The sequence below is a fragment of the Gracilibacillus dipsosauri genome, assembly GCF_003176895.1.
Lineage (GTDB): Bacteria > Bacillota > Bacilli > Bacillales > Amphibacillaceae > Gracilibacillus > Gracilibacillus dipsosauri.
The window spans coordinates 29342-51967 of sequence record NZ_QGTD01000009.1 but is presented as its reverse complement, the minus strand read 5'-3'; the positions used below and the strand labels follow the sequence as shown (position 1 = coordinate 51967).

Here is a 22626-nt window from a genome sequence, read left to right as displayed (position 1 = left end):
GAGTTAGTAACTGCTATTTCATGCAACCAAGATATGTTAATTTTAGATGGGGGTTAGAAAGATTGGAGTGTCCGTTCATGTTTGAAGTACAAGGGAAAACCTACGAAGTTATACAAAATTATCGAGAAGGCTTTGATGAAAAGGCCTTTAAAGAAAGATATAGTGATGTATTGGGCAAGTATGATTTTATTGTTGGGGATTGGGGATATGATCAATTAAGATTAAAAGGCTTTTATGATGACCAAAACCCGAAAGCGAGTTTTGATACAAAGATAAGCACAAGTGAGGATTATCTTTATGAATACTGTAATTTCGGTTGTCGTTATTTTATTGTCAAACAAATTGTCCAATAAGAGAAGATCAGCTCCTTTTTAATGGAGAGCTGATCATTAATAGCATTTACACCTAGAAGTATTCATGATAAATGGCTTCTAATAAAATGGCGAAAATCCTCTGCTTCTATTTCATTATATTGTAATGCATGCTCGATATAGTTATTCTTATCGATATTACTTAATGAGAGAGACGTATATTTATTTGAATTCATGTCTACCACAATGTGATTGGGATGAAGAGAAGGTGAGGAGATAATAGCAATATCAAAACGGATAGTATCTCCTTTATAACTAATAAATTTCGTTTTGCTGTTTTCTTCTTCATTTCTTATATATTCGATTGGCAATTTTTCACACTCCTTTTTCCACATATGTTAACAAAAGGAGAACGTAGAGTAAAGATAATTTATTTACTATTCCTTATCTGTACCTGTTTATGGTAAAATAAAACTATGATGCTAGGGGGACGAAGAAGATGTATTTTGTTGATATGAACAATTTAAAGGCAAAATTAAACTACTTTGATCAAACATTAGCTTATGTAGAAGGTGCATCCTTTCAGTCTGACCTTGCTAAGTTTGGCCTTGAAAGGATCACGCAGGTGTTAATTGAGTCCATTCTCGATGTAGGTAATATGATGATTGATGGTTTTTTGATGAGAGACCCAGGAAGCTATGTCGATATTATTTTAATATTGGTGGATGAGAAAGTGATTCCTAATGAAGAACTAGAAGCATATCAGTCGCTTATTCATTTGAGGAAAATGCTTGTGAAGGAATATGATCAAGTAGACCATGAAGAGATTAACACACTATTAATAGCTCATTTATCCATTTATAAGCAGTTTAGTACACGTATTCGCACCTATTTGGCAAATGAGATGGGGGTTGCAAATACTTTTTCTACAAAGTAAGGCAACCGTCTTTCTTTGAATTCTTGGTTGTGATTTTCTTCACAAGTCAGATGGTTCCCATTTACATCGACATATATAATACTAAAAAAGGCGGGATAGTATGCAGGATCAAGTCATTACAGATAAATTAGGGCGTTTATTACAGGACTTACGTATTTCGGTGACAGATCGTTGCAATTTTCGCTGTCGTTACTGTATGCCAAGAGAAGTCTTTGGAAAGGACTTCCAGTTTTTGCCGAGAGAACACTTGTTAGATTTTGAAGAAATAGAACGTATTGCGAAGGCCTTTCTTGAGCTTGGAGTAAAAAAAATAAGATTAACAGGTGGTGAACCATTACTTAGACGTAACATCACAGACCTGATAAAAAGGTTAGCATCGTTAGATGGATTAGAGGATATCGGTCTCACAACGAATGGTGTACTTCTTGGGCGAATGGCACCAGAGCTGAAGGAAGCTGGACTAAGGAGAGTAAATGTTAGTCTAGATGCGCTAGATGAAGAAACGTTTATGGCTATTAACGATAGTAAGATCTCTTCCCACTCCATTATAGCGAGTATTGATAAGGCAGTAGCTGCGGGATTAAATGTAAAAGTGAATATGGTAGTAAAAAAAGGAATGAATGATCATGAAGTACTACCAATGGCGGAATTCTTTAAGGAGCGGGGTATTACCCTTCGATATATTGAGTTTATGGATGTTGGACAGACCAATGGATGGGATTTCAAACATGTCGTGACAAAGAAAGAAATCTATCAGCAAATTGCTGCCAATTATGAACTGGAACCAATGGATCCTGCTTATGTCGGAGAGGTAGCAAAACGTTATCGCTATAAAAACACAAATACCGAAGTAGGCTTTATTACATCGGTTTCTGAATCCTTTTGTTCCTCTTGCACGAGAGCACGGATTGCAGCAGATGGTCATTTTTATACTTGCCTATTTGCGGGGACTGGATTAAACCTAAAGGAAATTATTCGTTCTGGAGCAACCAATGCGGAGCTTAGGGACATCATCATATCCCGGTGGAATAAGAGAGAAGATCGTTACTCTGATCAACGGACAGAGGAAACGGCACGCAAGCGAAAGAAAATTGAAATGTCCTATATTGGTGGATAAAGAAGGGATAAAAAATGAAGGAATTTGATCGTTACCATAAACAAATGCTTTTTAAGCCTATCGGAGAACATGGACAGGCTCTATTAGGAGAAAAGCATGTGTTAATTATCGGATGTGGAGCATTAGGATCTTCCATTGCTGAGATGCTAACAAGAGCCGGTATCGGTAAGCTAACCTTAATAGACCGTGATTATGTCGAAATATCTAATTTGCAACGACAGCATCTCTTTACTGAAGCAGATGTGCAAAAGAAATTACCTAAAGTTATTGCGGCACAGTCTGCTTTGAACTCGATAAATGCGGAGGTTACGATTGAGGCACATGTAATGGATGGGAATGCAAATACTTTACCTAACCTTGTGAACAATGTAGATCTCATCATGGATGCAACCGATAATTTTGATACTCGTTTTTTAATTAATGATATTGCACAAAAGCATTCTATCCCATGGATATTCGGAGCATGTGTAGCTAGCTCTGGACTATCCTTTACAATTATCCCAGAAAAAACCCCATGCTTGGATTGTTTGATAAAGGTTGCCCCAATGTTTGGGGCAACATGTGATGCTGTAGGGGTAATCAGTCCAGCCGTTCAAATGGTTGTAGCTCATCAAGTGACCGAAGCTCTGAAGATTTTAGTGGGGGCAGAAGGGAATTTGCGATCTACCTTGGTCATCTTTGATCTTTGGCATAATCAATATCAGATGATCGATGTATCAAAAGCAAAAGCCAAAGACTGCAAAAGCTGTGGTACGGATGCGTCTTATCCAGCTTTGACCTATAAGAATAGTACGAAGACAGAGATTTTATGTGGTCGTGATACGGTGCAAATTAGAGGGAAGAAATTTGAGCTAACAATGCTTGCTAAACAGTTAGAAAGGTTTGGTGAGGTAAACCAGAATCCATTCCTTGTCTCTGTACAGACAAAAGCTCATCGAATCGTCTTTTTTCAGGATGGCAGAACCTTTATCCATGGCACCAATTCGATTAAGGAAGCAAAGAAGATATATTATCAAATGGTCGGTTAAGGAGGGAGAAAAATGGAAAAGAGAACTCCGATTGCAGTAGATCAAGCGGTTGAACGTGTAATACAATGCAGGGTAACTGGGGAAACAGAATACATTGATATACAATTAGCTAATGGAAGAATTCTAGCGGAAGATTTAATAGCTGATCACGATGTACCAGCATTTAATCGCTCTCCTTATGATGGATATGCAGTGCGTGCAAAGGATACATTGGGAGCTAGCGTGAATACGGTAATTACACTTAACATCGTTGGCCATATTGGAGCGGGAAGTGTATTTGATAAAGAAATCAAGCGAATGGAAGCAGTTCGCATTATGACAGGTGCTGAAATACCTAATGGTGCTGACGCGGTTATTATGTTAGAAGATACGAATACAAACGATGATAATACTGTACAAATTTCCCAGGAAATGAATTTCCACCAAAATATATCCTTTCAAGGAGAGGATGTGGAAAAAGGCTCTGTCCTTGTTAGTAAAGGGACAAAAATTAATCCAGGTATCATTGCTTTACTTGCAACCTTTGGTTATCAAAAAGTGCCAGTTAGCAAAAGACCAGTTTTTGGGGTAATAGCTACAGGAAGTGAGTTACTGGAGATCCATCAACCCTTAGAAAAAGGAAAGATCCGCAATAGTAATGCCTATATGATTATTGCTCAAATTGAGCGAGCAGGTGGCAAAGCCAAATATTTTGGCCAATTGTCGGATGATCTAGATAAAAGTATTAAAAAAATAGGAGAGATACTAAACGAAGTAGATTTTCTCATTACAACAGGTGGTGTCTCTGTAGGCGATTTTGATCTACTTCCTGAGATATATCATCATTTTGGCGCGGAAGTGCTTTTTAATAAGGTCGCAATGAGACCTGGCAGTGTGACCACTGTTGCTCAGCTAGATGGTAAGCTATTATTTGGATTATCTGGTAATCCATCAGCTTGCTATGTAGGGTTTGAATTGTTCGCTAAACCAATTATAGATAGCTATTTACAAAAACAAATGATTGGTCTTAAAAGGGCGCATGCAGTATTAGCTGTTGACTTCCCGAAAAGTAATCCATTTGATCGTTTTATTCGTGGCCATGTAAATAATGTCAATCATCAACTAGAAGTGAAGCCATCAGGAAAGGATAAATCAAATATGGTTCATTCTTTAGCCAATGTAAATTGTTTTATTCATCTATTAGGTGGGACAGAAGGGTACAAAAAAGGGAGTATCGTCGATATATTATTATTAGATTAAGAGAATCTGAGGAGAATGAATATGAATGAAAAGCTTTTTGAAGTGGTGGAGAAACCAATTTCTGTTCAAGAAATGATTAAGAAGGTAGAACGAAGAGAAGCAGGTGCGATTACAACCTTTATTGGTACTGTTCGAGAATTTACGAAAGGGAAGCGAACGATCTACCTAGAGTATCAAGCATATATTCCAATGGCAGAAAAAATGCTCGCAAAAATTGGGGAGGAAGTTAGAAGGAACTGGCCTCATACAGAAATAGCAATTAGCCATAGGATTGGTAAGCTAGATATTTCAGAAAGTGCTGTTGTGATCGTAGTATCTTCTCCACATCGAAAAGCAGCATATCAAGCAAATGAATATGCGATAGAGAGGATAAAAGAAATGGTCCCGATTTGGAAAAAAGAACGTTGGGAAGATGGAGAAGAATGGGTTGGTAATCAGCTTGAAAATATCTCTTACCCAACAGGAAAACCAGAAATAAAGGAAGGTATAAATAATGATTGAAATCTTATTATTTGCCCAACTGCAAGAGGATGCGGGTACGGATAAACTTCTAATCGATGGTGATGGATGGACGGTAAAGAAATTAAAGAATCAGTTAATTACACAATATCAGCTATTACAAGTAGAACAATCAATGGTTGCGATAAATGAAGCATATGCACTTGATTCAGATGAAATCCATTCAGGTGATATTGTTGCAATTATTCCTCCAGTGAGCGGGGGCTAATTAGATATGATTATTATCCAAATCGTAGGCTATAAAAACAGTGGCAAAACTACACTCATCACAGAGTGGATTCCATTATTAAAAGGATTAGGCTATCGTATTGCCACATTAAAGCACCATGGTCATGGAGGTGAGCCTGACGTCATTGCCGAAGTAGATTCTATTCAGCATTTTCGTGCAGGGGCGACTATGTCAGCAGTAATAGGAGAAGAGACAGTTCAAATGCAAGCAGATTTAAATCACTTAACCATTGATCGAATGATCAGCTTCTATCAATCATTAGGCGTAGATCTTCTTTTTGTTGAAGGCTATAAACAATACCCTTTACCAAAGATTGTTCTATCGAAGGATAGTACAGAACTCGATGAATTATTAAAGTTAACAAATGTGCAGGCATATTTATGCACAAATCCGCTGAGAGAAATAAAGGATTCATTTGGATTTGATGATAAGTCAACATTATTCGAGTATTGTCAACATAATTTAGCTAACTTTACAGTGAAGGAGCTGCCGAAATGGATACGATAATCGGAATAGTGTTAGCTGGTGGAAAATCTAGAAGGTTTGGATCACCAAAGGCATTTGCTGAACTAAACGGTGTTCCTTTTTATTGTTATCCAGTTCAAATACTTTCGAGGCTTTGTAGTTCCGTATATGTTGTTGCTAGACAGCAAGATTTCGACAGGTTTAATCTGCGAAAGAAAGAGCTTCTAATGGAAGATCACCCTGACTTTTTAGGGGAAGGGCCACTAGCTGGACTTTATACTGTTATGAATCAGAAAACAAGCAACTGGTATGTAGTATTACCTATTGATACACCTTTCATCCATTTAGCACATGTAGCTAAGCTAATAGAAGAAAGTGATGGTCAATATCAAGCAATCATTCCCATTGTCAATGGTGTCAACCAACCGCTAATTGCACTATATCATCATTCCGTTAAAAATTTGATAATGATGCAATTGCAACGGAAGCAACGATCGATGAAAGCATTATTAGAAAAGCTTCATGTGAAATATGTTCACTTCCCTGAAGCAGATAGCTTTCATTTTATTAATATCAATGATCACAAGGAATGGAAAAAAATACAACAAGCTAGTCGTGGTGTAATAAATGACAGGCTTTAATCGATTTATTTGGATATTCTTTGGATCCTTAAGTTTAATTATAGGGTTGATTGGAATCGTCATTCCGATTTTGCCAACAACTCCATTGGTCATACTTGCAGGTTTTTGTTTTGGAAAATCCTCTCCTAAGCTTCACCATTGGCTTTTGACAAATCCTTATTTTGGTCGCTATTTATTAGATTATCAAAAAGGGAATGGAGTACCCTTTAGAATTAAATGGATGGCTGTACTTATAGTTTGGATAAGTGTTGGTTTTACGTTAATCATCATACCATTAGTCCTTGTTAAAATATTGATGATCCTCGTTGCTATTTTTGTTACCATTTTTATTTTTACATCTTCCTTGCTTAAACCAAAAAACCCTCACGAGTAAGAGGGCTTTATCATCGGTTCTAGCAAGTTTTTTTGTTACTCATCATCTATGCTTACATCATGGACTGCTCTATGAGCAAGACGTGAGGAAGCAGCTGCAGCTATTGCTCCTACAATATCATCTAAAAAGGTATGGCAGTCTCCATCTGTCTTGTCATTTAACTTCTCTAGGATGCCTGGCTTTACTTTATCAATATATCCATAGTTGGTAAATCCAATCGAACCATATACATTCACGATAGAAAGGGCGATAACTTCATCAATCCCATAAAGGCTTTCATCTGTTGCAATAATTTCTTGTAGAGGGTGATCTAGCTTTTTTTGTTCTGCCAGAATATCTAATTGAATACCTGTTAAGATAGCGTTCTGGACCTCGCGCTTCATTAAGACACTATTAACATTCTCATAGCAATCCTCCATTGTTAAATTTTCCTGATATTTGTTTTGGAGAAAAAAAACTAATTCTGCTATATCATGAAGTTCAACACCACGTTGCTTCAATAATTCTCTTGCTTTTTTCTCTAAATCTGTCATTTGACGTTCCGTAGTCATTTCATCACATCCTATATTATTTTAATTCCACTATCATCATAATAAATCCTGCAACTTGATATTACAAAACGACATTGTTTCCTGGTATTGCCAAAGGGTATAGACTAAAACACCACAACTTGTGACCAATAAGACCTGTATTATCAACAATGAAGCTTTACCGGTCAACTACCTCGCAGTTTATCACACTGTGATAACATTTTAATAGAAAGATTTACATATAATTATTATACCAAAAATAAATAATTATTCGTTAGGGGGACGCAAGATGCATCCAATATTTCTACATTACCCTATTTCTGTGCCTAGTAAACAAATAAATGCACAACCATACCCGACATATGTCGATCAGAACAATTATTACTTTATTATTCCAATTCAGCAAGAAGAGGATGCGATTTGGGAAAAATACGTAATATCCAACCACCTTCATCAAAATAACTTTACCAATGTTACACAACCGATAAGAAATATACATAACCAATTTGTAACAACGGTAGGAAAAGAAAAATTTCTTTTATGCTTCGCCAGAAAAAAACAAACGTTAGATTCCTCTCCAGGTCAAAAGCTCGCTCATTTTCACCAAACTGGCTTCCAATTTCCATACCAGCCACAAACCATTAGTACGTATGGTAATTGGAAAAATTTATGGGTTAACAAAATTGATCAATATGAAGCGCTGTACAAAACGTATTATAAACAGCAGCCAACCCAACCCATTATGCGGGTGCTAGCAGATGTTTTTCCTTATATGGTAGGGTTAGCGGAGAACGCGGTTCAATATTTAAATATAGCCGAAGAAGAAAAAAATTATCATATGAACGATCAAGCCACCCTTACATTCTCACGTTATTCCAATCAATGTATGGATGATTTCATCTGGATACATGAAATTGTTTACGATCATCCTATTCGTGATGTGGCAGAATCGATAAGACCATTTTTATTAAAGGAAAGAGGATTAGACGATAAAGAATTTCAACAATTTATGGGAGAATATTTAGCGATTTGTCCTTTATCACCATTTGCTTGGAAATTACTATATGCTCGACTTCTTTTACCTATTCATTTATTTGATAAGATCGACCAATATCGGGATAGTGACCTTGGCGAGAAAGCATGGCATCGACTTGTTGAAGATCAAGTGTATTATGAGCAGAATTTAAAACAATTTTTTTCCTTATTTGCTGTTGAATTTAGAGATATGGATATAATACAATTAGATTGGCTATTAGACTAAATAAGTGGCATTAGGCTTAGTTATAGTGAAGGATTGTTGGTTTTCACCAGAACCTCGGGTGATAAACCAATTTTTTCTTTATTTTTGGGCAATTGGTTCTTGATAAACCGGGGATAGCCATGTATAATGTCCACTATATACAAACAAATGTATTCTTAGGATATACAGTTGGGGGATGATCAGATGAGTCAAGTAAATGTTGGGCTGTGTGGTTTAGGTACAGTTGGCACAGGTGTTGTCAAGATTCTACAAAACCATGCAGATGAAATTAAATATAAAGTAGGTAGTGAACTAAATATAAAGAAAATCCTCGTTCATGACTTAAATAAGGCTAGGGATGTTGCGATTAGCCGTGAATGGCTAACAACAGATCCAGACGAGCTTGTCAATAATGCAGATATTGATATAATTATTGAAGTAATGGGTGGAATTGAAGATACAAATCTTTTATTGGAAAAGGCAATCCGCAACAAGAAGCATATCGTCACAGCAAATAAGGATTTGATGGCGGTACATGGACAAAAGCTATTAAAGCTTGCCAAAGAGAACCAGTGTGACATTTTATATGATGCAAGTGTTGCTGGTGGAATTCCGATCATTCGCTCATTAACCGAGGGGTTAGCCTCAGATAAAATCCAAAAAATTATGGGTATTGTGAATGGTACTACCAATTACATTTTAACAAAAATGACGGATGAAGAGCTTGCTTTTGAGCCTGTGTTAAAAGAAGCACAAGAGCTTGGTTTTGCAGAAGCAGATCCAACCTCTGATGTGGATGGACTAGATGCTGCACGTAAGATGGTGCTCCTAGCTAATTTAGCTTTTAAAATGGAGATTGGTCTCGATGATGTAGAGGTTTCCGGAATTCGAACAATTTCCCAGGAAGATATTACTTTTGCGACAAGTTTAGGGTATACTATTAAGTTGATAGGGATTGCATCGATTCATAATGGTAAAGTAGAAGTAAGTGTTGAACCGACTTTATTACCAAAGGAGCATCCATTAGCTCTTGTAAAGAATGAATTCAATGCAGTATATGTATATGGAGAAGCAGTAGGAGAAACGATGTTCTATGGACCAGGTGCTGGAAGTTTACCGACTGCAACTGCTGTCGTATCTGATCTTATGGACGTGGCTAAGAATATCCGATTAGGTATTACTGGTAATGAATATATTACTCCGCAATATGAGAAGCAATTAAAAGAAGATAACGAGAAATATATGCAGTATTTTCTTCGTATGGAAGTTGACGATGCAGCTGGAACATTCCAAAAAATTACGAATGTGTTTACAGATGAAAATGTTAGTTTTGCGAAAATTTTGCAGTTACCTTCTGATAAGGAAAAAATAGCAGAGATCGTGATGATCACACATAAGATTAGTAAGCAACAATTATTAAATAGTAGAGAAAATTTAAAAGGATTAGACGTAGTTAACGAGATCATTAGCTGTTACCGCGTCGATGGGGAGGATTAATGTTTATGGCATGGCAAGGATTGTTGAAGGAATATAAAGAATATTTACCAATTGAGGATAAGACACCACTCATCAGTTTACACGAAGGGAACACTCCTCTAATTAAATTAGAAAAATTATCAAAAAAATTCGGTATTAATGCCTATGCGAAATTCGAAGGACTAAATCCTACTGGGTCTTTTAAGGATCGTGGAATGGTAATGGCTATGGCTAAAGCTGTAGAGGATGGGGCAAAAGCAGTGATTTGTGCATCTACAGGAAATACATCTGCTTCAGCAGCTGCGTTCGCTGCACGTGCTGGCTTGAGATGTATTGTGGTCATTCCAGAGGGTAAAATTGCTCAAGGTAAGCTAGCTCAAGCAGTCATGTATGGTGCTGAGATTTATTCGATTCAAGGAAATTTTGATGATGCATTAAAAATTGTTCGTAAATTAGCTGAAACAGGAGAAGTAGCGCTTGTCAACTCAGTTAATCCATATCGAATTGAAGGACAAAAGACGGCTGCATTTGAGGTATGTGATGCATTAGGTACAGCTCCGGATTATTTATTTATTCCTGTTGGTAATGCAGGTAATATTACTGCTTACTGGAAAGGGTTTAAAGAATATCATGAATTAAAGCAAACTGGCTTACCTCAAATGATGGGATTTGAAGCAAGTGGTGCTGCTGCGATTGTACATAATCGCGTATTTGAGAATCCAGAAACGGTAGGTACTGCTATTCGTATTGGAAATCCTGCTAGTTGGCAAGGTGCGGTTAATGCTCGTGATGAATCCAATGGAGAAATTGATGAAGTGACTGATGAGGAAATGATTGCTGCCTATAAATGGATCGCACAAAATGAAGGAATTTTTGCTGAACCAGCATCATGTGCTTCTATCGCTGGCTTATTTAAAAAGTTAGAGGCAGGGATCGTAGAGAAAGGTGCAACGGTTGTAAATGTGCTTACTGGAAATGGATTGAAGGATCCAAATACCGCTATTGACTATAGTGACGTCAAACCAACTGTTCTTCCTAATGAAGAAGAGGTTGTTATGAAAGCTATTTTAGGTAGTGTACAAGCATGAGTTGGTTCATTCGAGTACCTTCCAGTACCTCAAACTTAGGTGCTGGTTTTGACTCCATTGGTTTAGCGTTAAATCTTTATTTAGAATTAGCTGTTGCAAAATCAGATAAATGGGAGTTTATTCCTACTTCTTCATGTTTAGAAGGAATTCCTTCTGGCAAGGATAATTTAGTTTATGAAATTGTGGAACGTGTTGCCGAAAGGCATGATCGGATAAATGACCTTACTCCATGCCGAGTGGAGATGAAAAGTGATATCCCATTAGCAAGAGGCTTGGGTAGTAGTGCTACCGCGATTATTGCAGGGATCGAATTAGCTAATCTATTATTGAATCTTGATTTAGAGCAGGATGAGAAATTAGAAATTGCTACAGAAATTGAAGGTCACCCAGATAATGTAGCACCGTCCCTCTTAGGAGGCTGTGTGATTGGCCATTATGATGGAGAGGTAGCTTATACTCAAATACCTGTTAAGGGTGTCACATTTGTTGCAATTATTCCAAATTTTGAATTGAAAACGAAAGATGCACGAGCCGTTTTGCCAAATTCCTTTAGCTTTAAAGAAAGTGTCCAAGCGAGTAGTGTAGCTAATGTTAGTGTTGCCGCAATTTGCCAAGGGAATTGGAGATTGCTTGGTGAAATGATGAAGAAGGATCACTTTCACCAACCATATCGTAAGTCTTTAATTCCTCATTATGATGATTTATTACATTATTTAAATGAAAGTGCACTTGGTGTATTTTTGAGTGGTGCAGGACCTACGATGATTGCTATAGTGGATGACAAAAACGTATTCACTGCATTGAAAAAATGGCGTTCGGAATTTCCAGAGTTTGAATGGCTCTCTCTTCAAGTAGAGAACGGAGGCTCCTATGTGGAGACACGTAAGGAATCAATGATACGTCACGATGGTTAAAACGAACTTTGAAAGAAACAGTTTATGTAAGACAAAATTCGGGCTTTCTGTTAGTTAAAGTCCGGATTTTTATTTAGCTTATAGCACAAATGATGAAATACAATGAAGAATAGGTAAAACAGAAAATAATCAGTGAAAAAAGCATTGATGCCGAAAGAGTTGAGCACCAATGCTTTTTTATTCGTTCGTGTTCAGAACGTTTTTATTTCATTATCGTAATTAGAATACTTGTTCAATTTCAGTGACACCAGGGACTTCAGCCATAAGGGCACGTTCAATACCTGCTTTCAGTGTGATCGTTGAACTTGGGCAGTTTCCACAAGCTCCCATTAGTCGGAGGCGAACAATGCCATCCTCAACATCTACTAATTCCACATCTCCACCGTCACGTAGTAAAAAAGGACGTAATTTATTTAATACTTCTTGCACTTGTTCTGTTTGTTGTTCCATTACTATTATCTCCTTTCAAACCTTAATAAGTGCGACTACGGCTCTAGTTGCCGAGTTTTTTATCGCTGCGCAACCATTCAGTAAGAGATAAAAAACTCACCACTGATGGAAGCTTCCTTTATTAAAAGCTAAATTTAACAAAAGCTATGTCATATAATCATTTAGGTGATAAACAATCTCAATAATATTTTATCTTTATTCGTATCATTTGTAAATAGTTCTGTATTGTAAATATAATATAGAAAGACTCTCGGTTGTAGATCGTTCTTTAACGATCCTATTTATAAGGTGTGATATAATGAAGATAACGATAAACATTGGCTTTTGTGTGAAAAATTTAGCTAAAGGATCAGAAATAGTAAAACAGGAACTGTTAAGGGATCCTGATTTTAATGTGAGTGAATATGGCTGTACTAGTTATTGTGGAATCTGTCGTAATTATTATGTTGCGATTGTTAATGGTAAACCAATTAAAGCAGATTCTCCTAATGAATTACTAGATAATATTCATACCTACGTAGAGGATGTTCTTTTAGAAGAAATGTGAGGGAAATGAAATGGAAATACCTTTTACAAAAATGCATGGACTTGGAAATAGTTATATTTACCTTAATTTATATCAATTTTCCATAAAAGAAGAAGAATTACCGGATCTGGCGAAAGTAATTGCAGATAAGAATATTGGAATAGGATCAGATGGCCTCATCCTTATTCATCCTTCTAATAAAGCAGATGTTGGGATGCGAATTTTTAATAAAGATGGTTCAGAAGGTAAAAACTGTGGGAATGGATTACGCTGTGTCGCAAAATATGCTTACGAGAATCGCTTAGTAGAAAGTAAGAATTTTGCCATTGAAACAAAAGCCGGCAATGTTCAAGCAGAGGTACATGGTGATCGAGAATCTATTAAGGAAATTACCGTTGATATGGGCCAGCCGATTTTACAAAGAAGTAAGATTCCTATGATTGGAAAGGATAAGGAAAAGGTTGTGGCTGAAGCTTTTTCCATCGATCATACGAGATTAGAAGTAACAGCCGTCTCCATGGGAAACCCTCATGCTGTTTTCTTTGTTGATAAGATAGAAGAGGCACCATTAACAACCCTCGGTCCTATCATAGAACAAGATCAGCGCTTTCCTGAAGGGATAAATGTCGAATTTGTCGAAAGAGTAAATGAAAAAGAACTTCATTTCCGTGTATGGGAACGAGGCTCGGGTATTACACAAGCGTGTGGTACAGGTGCGTGTGCCGCAGTAGTCGCAGCCGTATTAAATAACCAATTAGAGAAAGAAAAAGAAATCACTGTTCATCTAGCTGGTGGAGATTTATTTATTACATGGGCAATGGATGGAAGAGTGTGGATGAGAGGCGAAGCGAAGACCACAGTGGAAGGAGTCTTTTACTGGGAGCGTAATAATTGAACTTTCTACTATAAGTTAGTATACTAAAAGAAAATTCTGCTTAAAGGAGTTTTTTAAGTGATTATTCAAATAACAGATAATGCGAAATATCAGATACAAGAAATGATGAAGGAAGAGGATGCAGACACTGTTCGTTTACGTTTTGGGGTGAAGGGTGGAGGCTGTAGTGGACTTTCTTATTCATTAGGCTTTGATTATGATGTAAATGAGGAATTAGACCATACAGAGGAATCGAATGGAATTCCATTAACGATAAAAAAATTCGATATAGATGTGATTGAAGGTACGACCATAGATTTTAAAGAAAACATGATGGGTGGGGGATTCACGATCGATAATCCCAATGCGATTGTTTCCTGTGGTTGTGGTTCTTCCTTTAAAGCGAAAGAAAGAGAAGGCACACCGGAAAATTGCTAAATAATAGGCTGGTAGCATTGTTGCTATCAGCTTTTTTTATACGTTAGAAAAGTATAAATTTAAAGCTAGGAAGCGAAAATTTTTGATGTTCAGAGTATAAGATAAGCTTACGCATCCGCTAAAAGACGAGCGAATGCGAGTTTTTCTAATATAAACTGGTTCAAGTTCTTCTTTACATCAGCGCGAAAATAAGTTAATATATTTACCTAGGTAAATAAAAGGTTATAGGAAAACACTTTACTCTAATAAAATACTAGGTGGGCGAAGGATGAATACGAGTGAATTACTCCATTTATTCAATCAAAAATTAAGATTGTTTACTAAGGAATTAAATGAAATCCTCCAGGAGTTTGATTTATATGCTTCTCAATGGACTATTCTCTACACATTACACGAAAGAGGAAAAATGACACAGACCGAAATCTGGCAATATTTAAAGGTAGAGGCTCCTACAACAACGAGAACACTTGTAAGAATGGAGAAAAATGGCTGGATTAGAAGAAAAGCTGGAAGTGATAAGCGAGAACGAATGGTGGAATTGACAGAGAAGGCTACCCAACAAATTCCACTTATTCTAGATACCGTTAAAAAATGTGAAGATAGATTTCTTCATAAACTTTCCAATGCCGAACAAATAAAACTTCATGAATTTTTATCAAAATTGGATTTAGAAAGAGATGAATAATTTGACAAAAGAGAAAATTTGGACGAAAAATTTTATTAGTATATCATTGGTGAATTTATTTGTATTCACTACTTTTTATGCTTTACTTACAACACTACCTTTATATGTAATGGAGGAATGGGGAGTTACAGAAGCAAAGGGCGGTTTAGTGGTGACGGTTATGCTACTAGCCGCTATTGTTATTAGACCATTATCAGGTAATATTCTGTCACGTTTTGGCAAAAGGAAAATGTTAATTCTTACGGTTATTCTTTTTGCACTTTCGGTTATTGTCTATGTCTTCATACAGAATTTTACAGGGCTATTAGTCTTACGTTTTTGGCATGGTATACCTTTTGCGATTTTGACGACTGCAACTTCTGCTTTGGCAGCAGATATTGTTCCTAAGACAAGGCGTGGAGAGGGTCTCGGTTATTTCACCATGTCGATGAATTTAGCAATCGTGATTGGTCCGTTCCTTGGCTTAACACTTACCCAATTTGTTACCTACAAAACGATGGTGATTATTCTTAATATCTTTACGATTATAAGCGTGTTTTTAGCATTGCTAGTGAAGGACCATCATAAGGCTAGTAAGGATATAGAGATGAAGGAAGAGAAACTCACAAAAAAACTCAGCTTACAAGATTTATTTGAAAAAAATGCCTTATCTACTTCATTTATTGGATTACTTATCTCGTTTGCTTATTCAAGTATCATTTCCTATATATCCGTTTATGCTAATGATTTGGGGCTGAGTAGTGCATCAAGCTATTTCTTTCTTGTTTTTGCCCTTATGATGTTAATTTCTAGACCATATTTGGGAAGATGGTTTGACACATATGGAGCATTACCTGTAATTATTCCTTGCATGATATTGTTTGCACTTGGTTTCGTGGGACTAAGCTTGTCTACTACGGCTACACTGTTTTTAATTTCTGCAGGGGTTATCGGGATTGGCTATGGTTCTTTATTACCTTTTATGCTTTCCGTTGTTGTGGAAAGATCCCCGTCCCATCGAAGTGGACATGCAACGGCCACGTTTTTTACGCTTTATGACTCGGGTATAGCGCTCGGATCGTTTCTATTAGGAATCATTGTTGCACATACTGGTTTTGTTAATCTCTTCTTTCTCTTAGCAGGATTCGTGATTATGGTAACTTTTCTGTTTTTACTTTTATTTAAGAAGCAACCAAAAGTATCATAATTTTAAATAAAAAAGTTTGTGAACAGTTAATTCACAAACTTTTTTATCTTTTTAAAACATACTAGTCGAGTGTTTCGGCTGAATTCTTGCTTTTGGATCCATATATGCTTTGGCATTATTTACAGCAGTTGGCCCTTCACCAAAGCCAGACACAATTAAATTCACTTTTCCAGGATATGTGCAAATATCACCGGCTGCGTAAATTCCAGGTATGTTTGTTTCCATTTTCGAGTTAACGACGATACTATTCTTATCTATTTCAAGTCCCCAATCTTTGATTGGACCAAGCGATGAAATAAAGCCATAATTGACAAGGACATGATCGACATCGAGTACAATTTCACTTTCTCCTTTTACCTTTTGGAGTCTTACTTGTTCAATTTTATTCTCTCCGATTAAGGCTTCAGGCACATATGGTGTAAGAATGTGAATATTTGAATTCATTAATGTTTCGACACTGCTTTCGTGTGCACGGAATTGGTCACGACGATGAACAAGTGTGACGTCTTTAGCGATTGGCTCAAGCATTAAAGCCCAATCCACTGCCGAATCACCACCACCAAAAAGTACTACCCGTTGATCACGAAACATATCTAAATTGTTTACAAAATAATGAAGGTTTTGATCTTCAAACTGATCTACATTATCGAGCGCTAGCTTTCTTGGTTGAAAGGCACCATTACCACCTGTAATAATGATGACCTTTGAATAATGTTCCTCTGAATCTGTTACTATACGGAAAGAATCGTCCTCTAATCGTTCTACTTGTTCAACCGATTGATTTAGGACAATTTCTGGACTAAATAGATCTGCCTGTTCTTTTAAATTATCTACTAATTCTTGTGCACGAATTTTCGGAAAACCAGCTACATCATAAATATATTTTTCTGGATATAATGCACTTAGTTGTCCACCAATTTGTGGTAAACTTTCTATTATTTTAACAGACGATTGTCTTAACCCACCATAAAAAGCGGTGAATAGCCCAACAGGACCTGCACCAATAATCGTTATATCATAAACTTCATGAGACACTATAGATTCCCCCTAATAAGTTACATCAATGGCTATTATTTTATCATAATTTTACAAAAAATAAATAGAACTTTGTTTTCATATACTTATATTGGGATTGGATGGTTTTGAATCATACAAGATGTTTTGGATAGAAATTATCCTTTAATTACAAACAGTTTGCTAGATTTTTTAACAAAAGTGAACTCAAGGGTTGAAAAATGTCGGAAAAAAGAATAACATATAATATGGACTAATTAATTAGAATTAAAAGTATTAGATCGTACGTGAAAAATATCACGTAATCGAATTAAAAAAAATGTAAATGGATGTGAGAAAGATGAATCAACCAAAAATTGTTGTTCTTGGAGCGGGTTATGGTGGACTAACCACTGTAGCAAAGCTACAAAAGAAATTAGGTGTCAATGATGCTAAAATTACATTAGTTAATAAGCATGACTATCACTATGAATCTACTTGGTTACATGAAGCAGCAGCTGGAACTCTTCATCATGATCGAAGCCGTGTCAAAATTAGTGATCTTATCAATTCAGCAAAAGTAGAATTTATCCAAGATACGGTAACAGCTATTAAACCAGATGATAAAAAGGTAGAATTACAAAATGGCGTTCTTGATTATGACTATCTAGTAGTAGCATTAGGATTCGAGGCGGCAACATTCGGAATTCCTGGTCTACTAGAGAATGCTTTCACTATTGGTAGCATTAACCAAGCAAGATTAATTCGTGAGCATATTGACTATCAATTTGCTAAGTATAATAATGAACCTGAACCGAAACAAGAGCGCTTAAATATCGTTGTCGGTGGTGGTGGATTTACAGGTATCGAGTTTTTAGGAGAACTTGCAAATCGTGTACCAGAGCTCTGTAAGGAATATGATATTGATCGAAGTAAGGTTCGATTAATCAATGTCGAGGCAATGGAAACCATTATGCCAGGCTTTGATCCAGAACTAATCGAATATGCGATGAATTCATTAGAAGCACGTGGTGTTGAATTCAAGCTGGGAGCCTTTTTAAAAGAATGCCGTCCTGATGGAATTACGATCGAGCAAAATGGGGAAAGAGAAGATATTCCAACTTTAACAACGGTATGGGCTGCAGGTGTTCGTGCAAACCACTTAGTAGAAGAATCTAGTCTTGAAGATAATCGTGGTAAAGTAGAAGTAACTCCACATTTACGAGCACCATCACATGAAGATGTATTTGTTGTAGGTGATTGTGCCTTAATTTGGAACAAAGAAATTGACCGTCCATATCCTCCAACAGCTCAAATTGCCATGCAAGAAGCAGAAGTCTGTGCACATAACTTAATTGCACTTGTTAAAGGTGGCGAGCTAGAGGAATTTGAATTCATTAACAGAGGTACCGTGTGTTCTTTAGGTGATAAAGATGCAATGGGATCCATCTTTGGTGGTAAGAAATTATTTGGTTGGTCAGCATCCTTTATGAAAAAGGTGATTGACAACCGAGCACTATTCAAAATTGGTGGAGTTGGCTTAGTACTTAAAAAAGGTAAGTTTAATATCTTTGGTTAAATAAAGAGCAGAGGAGTTTTCCCTCTGCTTTTTTGGTAAGCGTAGATGCCTTGCTCCGATAAGTTAACACTCACTGTGATAATCAGTTGTTCTGCGTATTTCTTGAAATAGCTAGAGGCAAATAATAGAATAAAAAGAGTGATTACATCGATACATAAGGGAGAACCATTATGATTCAATTGTTTATTTCCGTGTTATTGTTTTTCGTATTATTCTTTGGGATAAGCTTTATCTTAAATATGATTTTAAGGCAGACATGGCTGATGTGCTTTGTATTTCCGATCATTGTTATTTTTATTGTCGATACTTTTTCCTTCAGCACTTATTTCACTGATCCTTCCTTTGCATTTACAACACTTGGTGAGGAGTTTATGGCCTTAGGAATACAGGATATGATTATTTTGGCATCAGGTTTTGTTGGTACTCTTGTTGCAGGATTTGTTATTCGATTTTTGCGGAAAAATGGCTATCAAATGTTTTGATAATGATAGTTGGATAGATTTGATTTTGTGAGTGGATGTATAAAAAAAGTTAGAATGGAAAAGATGACACCTAGAAAGGTGTGATCTTTTTTATGTTAGTTAAATTTTGTAGAAGATGCTTAATGATAGCACTGTTTGTTGGGGCTTTAGTTTCCACTTTTACAGTAGTTTCTAATGTATCTGCTAAAGAAGTTTTATTAGGTGTGCAGGACCACCTAGAAAAGGATACTAGTTACTCCCAAGATGTATCAGGCAAATCTTTAGTAGATAAAAAGAAATATGTTAAATACAGAAATAATAAAACAACTTATATTTCTAATCAACAGGTCGAAGCCCCAGCTTCGTTAGAGGAAACGCTGAATTTGGAGAAATATGAACAAAAAAAAGTAATGGCAACAGGCTATACTGCGGGTGTGGAATCAACAGGGAAATCTCCTGATCATCCGGCATATGGGATTACTTTCTCCGGAGTAAAGGTAAAAAGAGATTTATATTCTACGATTGCGGCTGATTTAGATGTTTTCCCTTTAGGTACCGTATTGTTCATCCCGGAATATGGTTACGGGGTAGTGGCTGATACAGGTAGTGCAATTAAAGGTAATAAGATAGATCTGTATTATCCAACGGTAGAAGAGGTATATGAAAAATGGGGAAAGAAAGAAGTAAATGTTTACGTGATAGAATATGGTGAAGGAAAGTTAACAGAAGAGGTTATGGCAGATTTAAATAATAATGAAGCTTTACAAGTTTTTCGATCACAATATCAGTCAAAATCGGAATAAAATTAAAGAATTTCTTAAGGTAGTTCCCACTTTTTAGAGGAGCTACCTTTTTTCATCGCGCAAATCATCCGTTTATAATAGATATTATGCAAAAAATGGGTATAGTAGATAGGCAAGGAATATTCCAGTTAATCCTCCAAAAAAGACTTCGATAGGTTGATGTCCTAATAGTTCCTTTAATTCTTTTTGTTTTTCATATTCTCCTTTTTGTCCCCAGCCCTTTGCCTCTGTAACAAAACGGTGAAAATCCTTTACCAGCATATTTAATAAAATGGCTTGTTCTCCTGCTTGTCTTCTAATTCCTGTTGCATCAAACATAATAATGATTGCCGTGATGCAGGAAATCGCGAATAAACCAGAAGATACGCCATGTTCAATGCCGATTCCAGTTGTCACAGCTGTTACAGCAGCGGAATGGCTACTCGGCATGCCACCTGTACTGAAGGCAAGACCAGGCTTAAATTCCTTTGTTGCAAAAAAATGGAGTGGGATTTTTACTACTTGTGCGAACACTATGGCGATTAAAGCAGACCAAAGAGGAAAATTAGAAAAAAGCTCCAAATGTATACATCCTTTCTCTTTCTATAGGATTGAATTTATCGATTTAGACCAACTGTTAAGCTTGAACAATGAAAACTCACTTTGTAACATTATAGCACAGCTTTTTCTCAATATATAACAGGTGAATAAAATTAACAACAAATTTATAAAGGATTTATCTGTAGGTGAAAAGCCCCTCCTTGAAGTGAGTATTAATTAGGAAAAAAATGAGAAAAGGAACGAGATCCTTTTCTCATTTATTATCTATTAGATGATAAAACCTCACAAATAGAAGTCTTACTTTATTGCGGCATCTAAGGATACCTCAATCATATCGTTAAAGGTTGTTTGTCTTTCCATTGCAGAAGTTTCTTCTCCTGTTATCATATGGTCAGATACCGTTAATACGGAAAGTGCCTTACGGTTGAATTTTGCTGCTAGTGTGTAAAGTGCTGTACTCTCCATTTCGATAGCTAGTACATTATATTGATCTAGTAAGGCAAGCAATTCCTCATTATTATCACGGTAGAAATTATCACTCGTAAAAACATTGCCTACTTGTATTGATAATCCTTTTTCGATCCCTGTGTCATAGGCATTTTTTAATAAAGAAAAATCAGCTGTAGGGGCATAATCAATTCCGCCAAAAACCATACGATTCATTTGTGAATCAGTAGAAGAGGTGCTAGCTAAAATGACGTCTCTTACTTTGACATCCTTTTGGATCGCTCCACACGTACCAACCCGGATTAGTTTTTGCACATCATAGCTCTGAATTAGTTCATTGACGTAAATAGAAATGGATGGTACTCCCATCCCTGTTCCCTGAACAGATATTTTCTTTCCTTTATATGTTCCAGTATACCCATACATTCCTCGAACTTCATTATAACAAGCCATTTCCTCGAGGAAATTTTCAGCAATGTACTTTGCACGAAGCGGATCACCTGGAAGCAGAACTGTATCTGCAATATCGCCTTTTTGGGCACCAATATGTATACTCATTTAAAATCCTCCTTAGCTTAACAATGCTTGTGTATTATGAAAATAGCACATAAAAGAAGGAATTACAAATGCAACCTCGGGCTTCTTAAATTTTTTTTGTTTTTTGTTTCTAATTTGAAATATTTCGTATATAATAAGATTTAGTAGCTGCATTTTTATTGGTAATTATTTATACAATGTAATGACGAAGATGATGAGGAGGAATACGGAATGAAAGAACAAACCTTTACAATCCAAAGTGACACAGGTATTCATGCAAGACCAGCGACTTTACTTGTTAATAAGGCAGGACAGTATGAATCACATGTTGAACTACATTATAATGGAAAAACAGTTAATCTAAAGTCGATCATGGGAGTTATGTCTTTAGGTGTTCCTAAAGGCGCTGAGATTCGGATTACGGTTGATGGAAATGATGAAGATCAAGCATTGGAAGGGATTGCAGAAACTATTCAAGAACACTTAGGATAGTAGATTGCTTACTTACACATACTTTATCTCAAATACTTATGGAGAAAAAAGCTAGCTTTGACTAGCTTTTTTTCTTATGACTAATTTTATCAAAGCCAATGATTTCATTCTATTATCTCATATTACATAAATTTTCCATACTCCTCATAGTTACTACGATTAATTGTTGAGAGGCTACAGCTATGGTACTATTTAAATAGGTAACTTTTAAGGCGAGTTTAGAATGGTTAAACTAAAACAACTTAATGATATGTTTAATAGTAACTTTAACAAAGGAAGTGATAGACAATGATGGAATTTCTTTATTTTCCTGAGGATAAGGCAGAATATATTCCAGCTGTTATTAGTTTAATTGTCTTCGTGATTGGAGCTTTTGTAGCCATGCACTTTATTAGGAAAGCCTCCAAAAAAGAAGAAGAGAAGTTTGATCAGAAATATAAGAATACAAATTCAAAATAATATCTGATTAACTTTTCATCGTTTGTCCATACTAATATATAGAAGAAGG

Annotated in this window: 30 protein-coding genes; 24 read left to right on the top strand and 6 right to left on the bottom strand. The window is 36.2% G+C overall.

All coding sequences use genetic code 11. The annotated features are described in order from the left end of the window. Positions 1-77: 77 nt before the first annotated feature. Positions 78-353, top strand: a complete 276-nt coding sequence (locus tag DLJ74_RS12040) for a YutD family protein (protein WP_054787517.1) — start codon at positions 78-80, stop codon at positions 351-353. A 62-nt stretch (positions 354-415) separates the two neighbouring features. Here DLJ74_RS12040 and DLJ74_RS12035 read toward each other — a convergent pair whose 3' ends face one another. Continuing rightward, on the bottom strand, positions 416-682 hold the full coding sequence (locus DLJ74_RS12035) for an SAV0927 family protein (protein WP_245902326.1): 267 nt from the start codon (positions 680-682) through the stop codon (positions 416-418). 128 nt (positions 683-810) lie between these two features. Here DLJ74_RS12035 and DLJ74_RS12030 point away from each other — a divergent pair, with 128 nt between their 5' ends. The 9 genes from DLJ74_RS12030 (at position 811) to DLJ74_RS11990 (ending at position 6859) form a co-directional block, all read left to right on the top strand. After that, complete coding sequence (locus DLJ74_RS12030) at positions 811-1248, top strand: DUF86 domain-containing protein (RefSeq protein ID WP_054787515.1); 438 nt, start codon at positions 811-813, stop codon at positions 1246-1248. A 100-nt stretch (positions 1249-1348) separates the two neighbouring features. After that, positions 1349-2365 (top strand): GTP 3',8-cyclase MoaA, encoded by a 1017-nt coding sequence (moaA, locus tag DLJ74_RS12025; RefSeq protein WP_109984653.1) that lies wholly within the window; start codon positions 1349-1351, stop codon positions 2363-2365. Between the two features lie 14 nt (positions 2366-2379). Then, a complete protein-coding gene (locus DLJ74_RS12020; protein WP_109984652.1) occupies positions 2380-3393 on the top strand; it encodes a ThiF family adenylyltransferase in 1014 nt (337 codons plus the stop codon). A gap of 12 nt (positions 3394-3405) precedes the next feature. Continuing rightward, positions 3406-4632: a molybdopterin molybdotransferase MoeA gene (locus tag DLJ74_RS12015; protein ID WP_054859657.1), complete on the top strand. Its 1227-nt coding sequence runs from the start codon at positions 3406-3408 to the stop codon at positions 4630-4632. A 21-nt stretch (positions 4633-4653) separates the two neighbouring features. Beyond that, the gene (locus tag DLJ74_RS12010; RefSeq protein ID WP_109984651.1) at positions 4654-5133 is read left to right on the top strand and encodes a molybdenum cofactor biosynthesis protein MoaE; all 480 of its coding nucleotides are present in this window, start codon (positions 4654-4656) and stop codon (positions 5131-5133) included. After that, positions 5126-5359: a molybdopterin converting factor subunit 1 gene (moaD, locus tag DLJ74_RS12005; protein WP_054787514.1), complete on the top strand. Its 234-nt coding sequence runs from the start codon at positions 5126-5128 to the stop codon at positions 5357-5359. Before DLJ74_RS12010 ends, moaD begins: the two co-directional genes overlap by 8 nt. A 6-nt stretch (positions 5360-5365) precedes the next feature. Next, complete coding sequence (gene mobB, locus DLJ74_RS12000; RefSeq protein ID WP_054787513.1) at positions 5366-5887, top strand: molybdopterin-guanine dinucleotide biosynthesis protein B; 522 nt, start codon at positions 5366-5368, stop codon at positions 5885-5887. Next, positions 5875-6486, top strand: a complete 612-nt coding sequence (locus DLJ74_RS11995) for a molybdenum cofactor guanylyltransferase (RefSeq protein ID WP_109984650.1) — start codon at positions 5875-5877, stop codon at positions 6484-6486. Before mobB ends, DLJ74_RS11995 begins: the two co-directional genes overlap by 13 nt. Continuing rightward, complete coding sequence (locus DLJ74_RS11990; RefSeq protein WP_054859652.1) at positions 6473-6859, top strand: YbaN family protein; 387 nt, start codon at positions 6473-6475, stop codon at positions 6857-6859. The genes DLJ74_RS11995 and DLJ74_RS11990 overlap by 14 nt, the downstream gene beginning before the upstream one ends. Before the next feature lie 35 nt (positions 6860-6894). Here DLJ74_RS11990 and DLJ74_RS11985 read toward each other — a convergent pair whose 3' ends face one another. Beyond that, positions 6895-7410, bottom strand: coding sequence for a phosphatidylglycerophosphatase A family protein (locus tag DLJ74_RS11985; RefSeq protein ID WP_054859651.1), 516 nt, complete (start codon positions 7408-7410; stop codon positions 6895-6897). A gap of 268 nt (positions 7411-7678) precedes the next feature. On the opposite strand from DLJ74_RS11985, the gene DLJ74_RS11980 reads away from it, so the two are divergent. From DLJ74_RS11980 to thrB, 4 genes are all read left to right on the top strand, one after another. Next, positions 7679-8650, top strand: coding sequence for a protein kinase family protein (locus DLJ74_RS11980; RefSeq protein WP_109984649.1), 972 nt, complete (start codon positions 7679-7681; stop codon positions 8648-8650). A 183-nt stretch (positions 8651-8833) separates the two neighbouring features. Beyond that, complete coding sequence (locus DLJ74_RS11975) at positions 8834-10126, top strand: homoserine dehydrogenase (RefSeq protein ID WP_054859649.1); 1293 nt, start codon at positions 8834-8836, stop codon at positions 10124-10126. A gap of 5 nt (positions 10127-10131) precedes the next feature. After that, positions 10132-11193: a threonine synthase gene (thrC, locus tag DLJ74_RS11970; protein WP_109984669.1), complete on the top strand. Its 1062-nt coding sequence runs from the start codon at positions 10132-10134 to the stop codon at positions 11191-11193. Continuing rightward, complete coding sequence (gene thrB / locus DLJ74_RS11965) at positions 11190-12107, top strand: homoserine kinase (RefSeq protein ID WP_109984648.1); 918 nt, start codon at positions 11190-11192, stop codon at positions 12105-12107. Before thrC ends, thrB begins: the two co-directional genes overlap by 4 nt. Positions 12108-12326: 219 nt before the next feature. Here the strand turns inward: thrB and DLJ74_RS11960 are convergent, their stop codons facing one another. Further along, complete coding sequence (locus DLJ74_RS11960) at positions 12327-12557, bottom strand: NifU family protein (protein WP_054787508.1); 231 nt, start codon at positions 12555-12557, stop codon at positions 12327-12329. A 298-nt stretch (positions 12558-12855) separates the two neighbouring features. Here DLJ74_RS11960 and DLJ74_RS11955 point away from each other — a divergent pair, with 298 nt between their 5' ends. The 5 genes from DLJ74_RS11955 (at position 12856) to DLJ74_RS11935 (ending at position 16266) form a co-directional block, all read left to right on the top strand. Continuing rightward, the gene (locus DLJ74_RS11955; protein ID WP_054787507.1) at positions 12856-13104 is read left to right on the top strand and encodes a DUF1450 domain-containing protein; all 249 of its coding nucleotides are present in this window, start codon (positions 12856-12858) and stop codon (positions 13102-13104) included. 10 nt (positions 13105-13114) lie between these two features. After that, positions 13115-13978: a diaminopimelate epimerase gene (gene dapF, locus DLJ74_RS11950; protein ID WP_054787506.1), complete on the top strand. Its 864-nt coding sequence runs from the start codon at positions 13115-13117 to the stop codon at positions 13976-13978. 57 nt (positions 13979-14035) lie between these two features. After that, entirely contained in the window at positions 14036-14395 is a 360-nt protein-coding gene (locus tag DLJ74_RS11945) for a HesB/IscA family protein (protein ID WP_109984647.1), read from the top strand. A 268-nt stretch (positions 14396-14663) separates the two neighbouring features. Next, positions 14664-15080 (top strand): MarR family winged helix-turn-helix transcriptional regulator, encoded by a 417-nt coding sequence (locus tag DLJ74_RS11940; protein WP_054859645.1) that lies wholly within the window; start codon positions 14664-14666, stop codon positions 15078-15080. Beyond that, positions 15073-16266: an MFS transporter gene (locus DLJ74_RS11935; protein ID WP_425454583.1), complete on the top strand. Its 1194-nt coding sequence runs from the start codon at positions 15073-15075 to the stop codon at positions 16264-16266. The genes DLJ74_RS11940 and DLJ74_RS11935 overlap by 8 nt, the downstream gene beginning before the upstream one ends. A 51-nt stretch (positions 16267-16317) precedes the next feature. Here the strand turns inward: DLJ74_RS11935 and DLJ74_RS11930 are convergent, their stop codons facing one another. Then, positions 16318-17301 (bottom strand): NAD(P)/FAD-dependent oxidoreductase, encoded by a 984-nt coding sequence (locus DLJ74_RS11930; RefSeq protein WP_054859642.1) that lies wholly within the window; start codon positions 17299-17301, stop codon positions 16318-16320. Between the two features lie 319 nt (positions 17302-17620). Here DLJ74_RS11930 and DLJ74_RS11925 point away from each other — a divergent pair, with 319 nt between their 5' ends. The 3 genes from DLJ74_RS11925 to DLJ74_RS11915 all read left to right on the top strand — a co-directional run bounded on the left by DLJ74_RS11925 (position 17621) and on the right by DLJ74_RS11915 (position 20102). Continuing rightward, complete coding sequence (locus tag DLJ74_RS11925; RefSeq protein WP_245902325.1) at positions 17621-18838, top strand: NAD(P)/FAD-dependent oxidoreductase; 1218 nt, start codon at positions 17621-17623, stop codon at positions 18836-18838. Positions 18839-19008: 170 nt separating this feature from the next. Continuing rightward, positions 19009-19320 carry a YuiB family protein gene (locus tag DLJ74_RS11920; RefSeq protein ID WP_054787504.1) on the top strand — a complete coding sequence of 104 codons (312 nt, stop codon included), beginning with the start codon at positions 19009-19011 and terminating at the stop codon, positions 19318-19320. A 92-nt stretch (positions 19321-19412) separates the two neighbouring features. Beyond that, positions 19413-20102 (top strand): 3D domain-containing protein, encoded by a 690-nt coding sequence (locus DLJ74_RS11915; protein WP_181397542.1) that lies wholly within the window; start codon positions 19413-19415, stop codon positions 20100-20102. A gap of 84 nt (positions 20103-20186) precedes the next feature. Here the strand turns inward: DLJ74_RS11915 and DLJ74_RS11910 are convergent, their stop codons facing one another. Together DLJ74_RS11910 and deoD are read right to left on the bottom strand one after the other, a co-directional pair. Further along, positions 20187-20663 carry a divergent PAP2 family protein gene (locus DLJ74_RS11910; protein ID WP_109984644.1) on the bottom strand — a complete coding sequence of 159 codons (477 nt, stop codon included), beginning with the start codon at positions 20661-20663 and terminating at the stop codon, positions 20187-20189. A 276-nt stretch (positions 20664-20939) separates the two neighbouring features. Beyond that, entirely contained in the window at positions 20940-21647 is a 708-nt protein-coding gene (gene deoD, locus DLJ74_RS11905; RefSeq protein WP_109984643.1) for a purine-nucleoside phosphorylase, read from the bottom strand. A gap of 210 nt (positions 21648-21857) precedes the next feature. On the opposite strand from deoD, the gene DLJ74_RS11900 reads away from it, so the two are divergent. Both DLJ74_RS11900 and DLJ74_RS20465 read left to right on the top strand, forming a co-directional pair. Then, the gene (locus tag DLJ74_RS11900; protein ID WP_054787503.1) at positions 21858-22118 is read left to right on the top strand and encodes a phosphocarrier protein HPr; all 261 of its coding nucleotides are present in this window, start codon (positions 21858-21860) and stop codon (positions 22116-22118) included. Positions 22119-22406: 288 nt separating this feature from the next. After that, on the top strand, positions 22407-22577 hold the full coding sequence (locus DLJ74_RS20465) for a hypothetical protein (protein ID WP_181397541.1): 171 nt from the start codon (positions 22407-22409) through the stop codon (positions 22575-22577). Positions 22578-22626: the final 49 nt, after the last annotated feature.

Excerpts from the sequence above, each read along its gene's own strand:
- DLJ74_RS12040 (WP_054787517.1), top strand. The coding sequence starts at position 78 with ATGTTTGAAGTACAAGGGAAAACCTACGAAGTTATACAAAATTATCGA.
- DLJ74_RS12030 (WP_054787515.1), top strand. The coding sequence starts at position 811 with ATGTATTTTGTTGATATGAACAATTTAAAGGCAAAATTAAACTACTTT.
- moaA (WP_109984653.1), top strand. The coding sequence starts at position 1,349 with ATGCAGGATCAAGTCATTACAGATAAATTAGGGCGTTTATTACAGGAC.
- DLJ74_RS12020 (WP_109984652.1), top strand. The coding sequence starts at position 2,380 with ATGAAGGAATTTGATCGTTACCATAAACAAATGCTTTTTAAGCCTATC.
- DLJ74_RS12015 (WP_054859657.1), top strand. The coding sequence starts at position 3,406 with ATGGAAAAGAGAACTCCGATTGCAGTAGATCAAGCGGTTGAACGTGTA.
- DLJ74_RS12010 (WP_109984651.1), top strand. The coding sequence starts at position 4,654 with ATGAATGAAAAGCTTTTTGAAGTGGTGGAGAAACCAATTTCTGTTCAA.
- moaD (WP_054787514.1), top strand. The coding sequence starts at position 5,126 with ATGATTGAAATCTTATTATTTGCCCAACTGCAAGAGGATGCGGGTACG.
- mobB (WP_054787513.1), top strand. The coding sequence starts at position 5,366 with ATGATTATTATCCAAATCGTAGGCTATAAAAACAGTGGCAAAACTACA.
- DLJ74_RS11995 (WP_109984650.1), top strand. The coding sequence starts at position 5,875 with ATGGATACGATAATCGGAATAGTGTTAGCTGGTGGAAAATCTAGAAGG.
- DLJ74_RS11990 (WP_054859652.1), top strand. The coding sequence starts at position 6,473 with ATGACAGGCTTTAATCGATTTATTTGGATATTCTTTGGATCCTTAAGT.
- DLJ74_RS11985 (WP_054859651.1), bottom strand. The coding sequence starts at position 7,410 with ATGACTACGGAACGTCAAATGACAGATTTAGAGAAAAAAGCAAGAGAA.
- DLJ74_RS11980 (WP_109984649.1), top strand. The coding sequence starts at position 7,679 with ATGCATCCAATATTTCTACATTACCCTATTTCTGTGCCTAGTAAACAA.
- DLJ74_RS11975 (WP_054859649.1), top strand. The coding sequence starts at position 8,834 with ATGAGTCAAGTAAATGTTGGGCTGTGTGGTTTAGGTACAGTTGGCACA.
- thrC (WP_109984669.1), top strand. The coding sequence starts at position 10,132 with ATGGCATGGCAAGGATTGTTGAAGGAATATAAAGAATATTTACCAATT.
- thrB (WP_109984648.1), top strand. The coding sequence starts at position 11,190 with ATGAGTTGGTTCATTCGAGTACCTTCCAGTACCTCAAACTTAGGTGCT.
- DLJ74_RS11960 (WP_054787508.1), bottom strand. The coding sequence starts at position 12,557 with ATGGAACAACAAACAGAACAAGTGCAAGAAGTATTAAATAAATTACGT.
- DLJ74_RS11955 (WP_054787507.1), top strand. The coding sequence starts at position 12,856 with ATGAAGATAACGATAAACATTGGCTTTTGTGTGAAAAATTTAGCTAAA.
- dapF (WP_054787506.1), top strand. The coding sequence starts at position 13,115 with ATGGAAATACCTTTTACAAAAATGCATGGACTTGGAAATAGTTATATT.
- DLJ74_RS11940 (WP_054859645.1), top strand. The coding sequence starts at position 14,664 with ATGAATACGAGTGAATTACTCCATTTATTCAATCAAAAATTAAGATTG.
- DLJ74_RS11935 (WP_425454583.1), top strand. The coding sequence starts at position 15,073 with ATGAATAATTTGACAAAAGAGAAAATTTGGACGAAAAATTTTATTAGT.
- DLJ74_RS11925 (WP_245902325.1), top strand. The coding sequence starts at position 17,621 with ATGAATCAACCAAAAATTGTTGTTCTTGGAGCGGGTTATGGTGGACTA.
- DLJ74_RS11920 (WP_054787504.1), top strand. The coding sequence starts at position 19,009 with ATGATTCAATTGTTTATTTCCGTGTTATTGTTTTTCGTATTATTCTTT.
- DLJ74_RS11915 (WP_181397542.1), top strand. The coding sequence starts at position 19,413 with ATGTTAGTTAAATTTTGTAGAAGATGCTTAATGATAGCACTGTTTGTT.
- deoD (WP_109984643.1), bottom strand. The coding sequence starts at position 21,647 with ATGAGTATACATATTGGTGCCCAAAAAGGCGATATTGCAGATACAGTT.
- DLJ74_RS11900 (WP_054787503.1), top strand. The coding sequence starts at position 21,858 with ATGAAAGAACAAACCTTTACAATCCAAAGTGACACAGGTATTCATGCA.
- DLJ74_RS20465 (WP_181397541.1), top strand. The coding sequence starts at position 22,407 with ATGATGGAATTTCTTTATTTTCCTGAGGATAAGGCAGAATATATTCCA.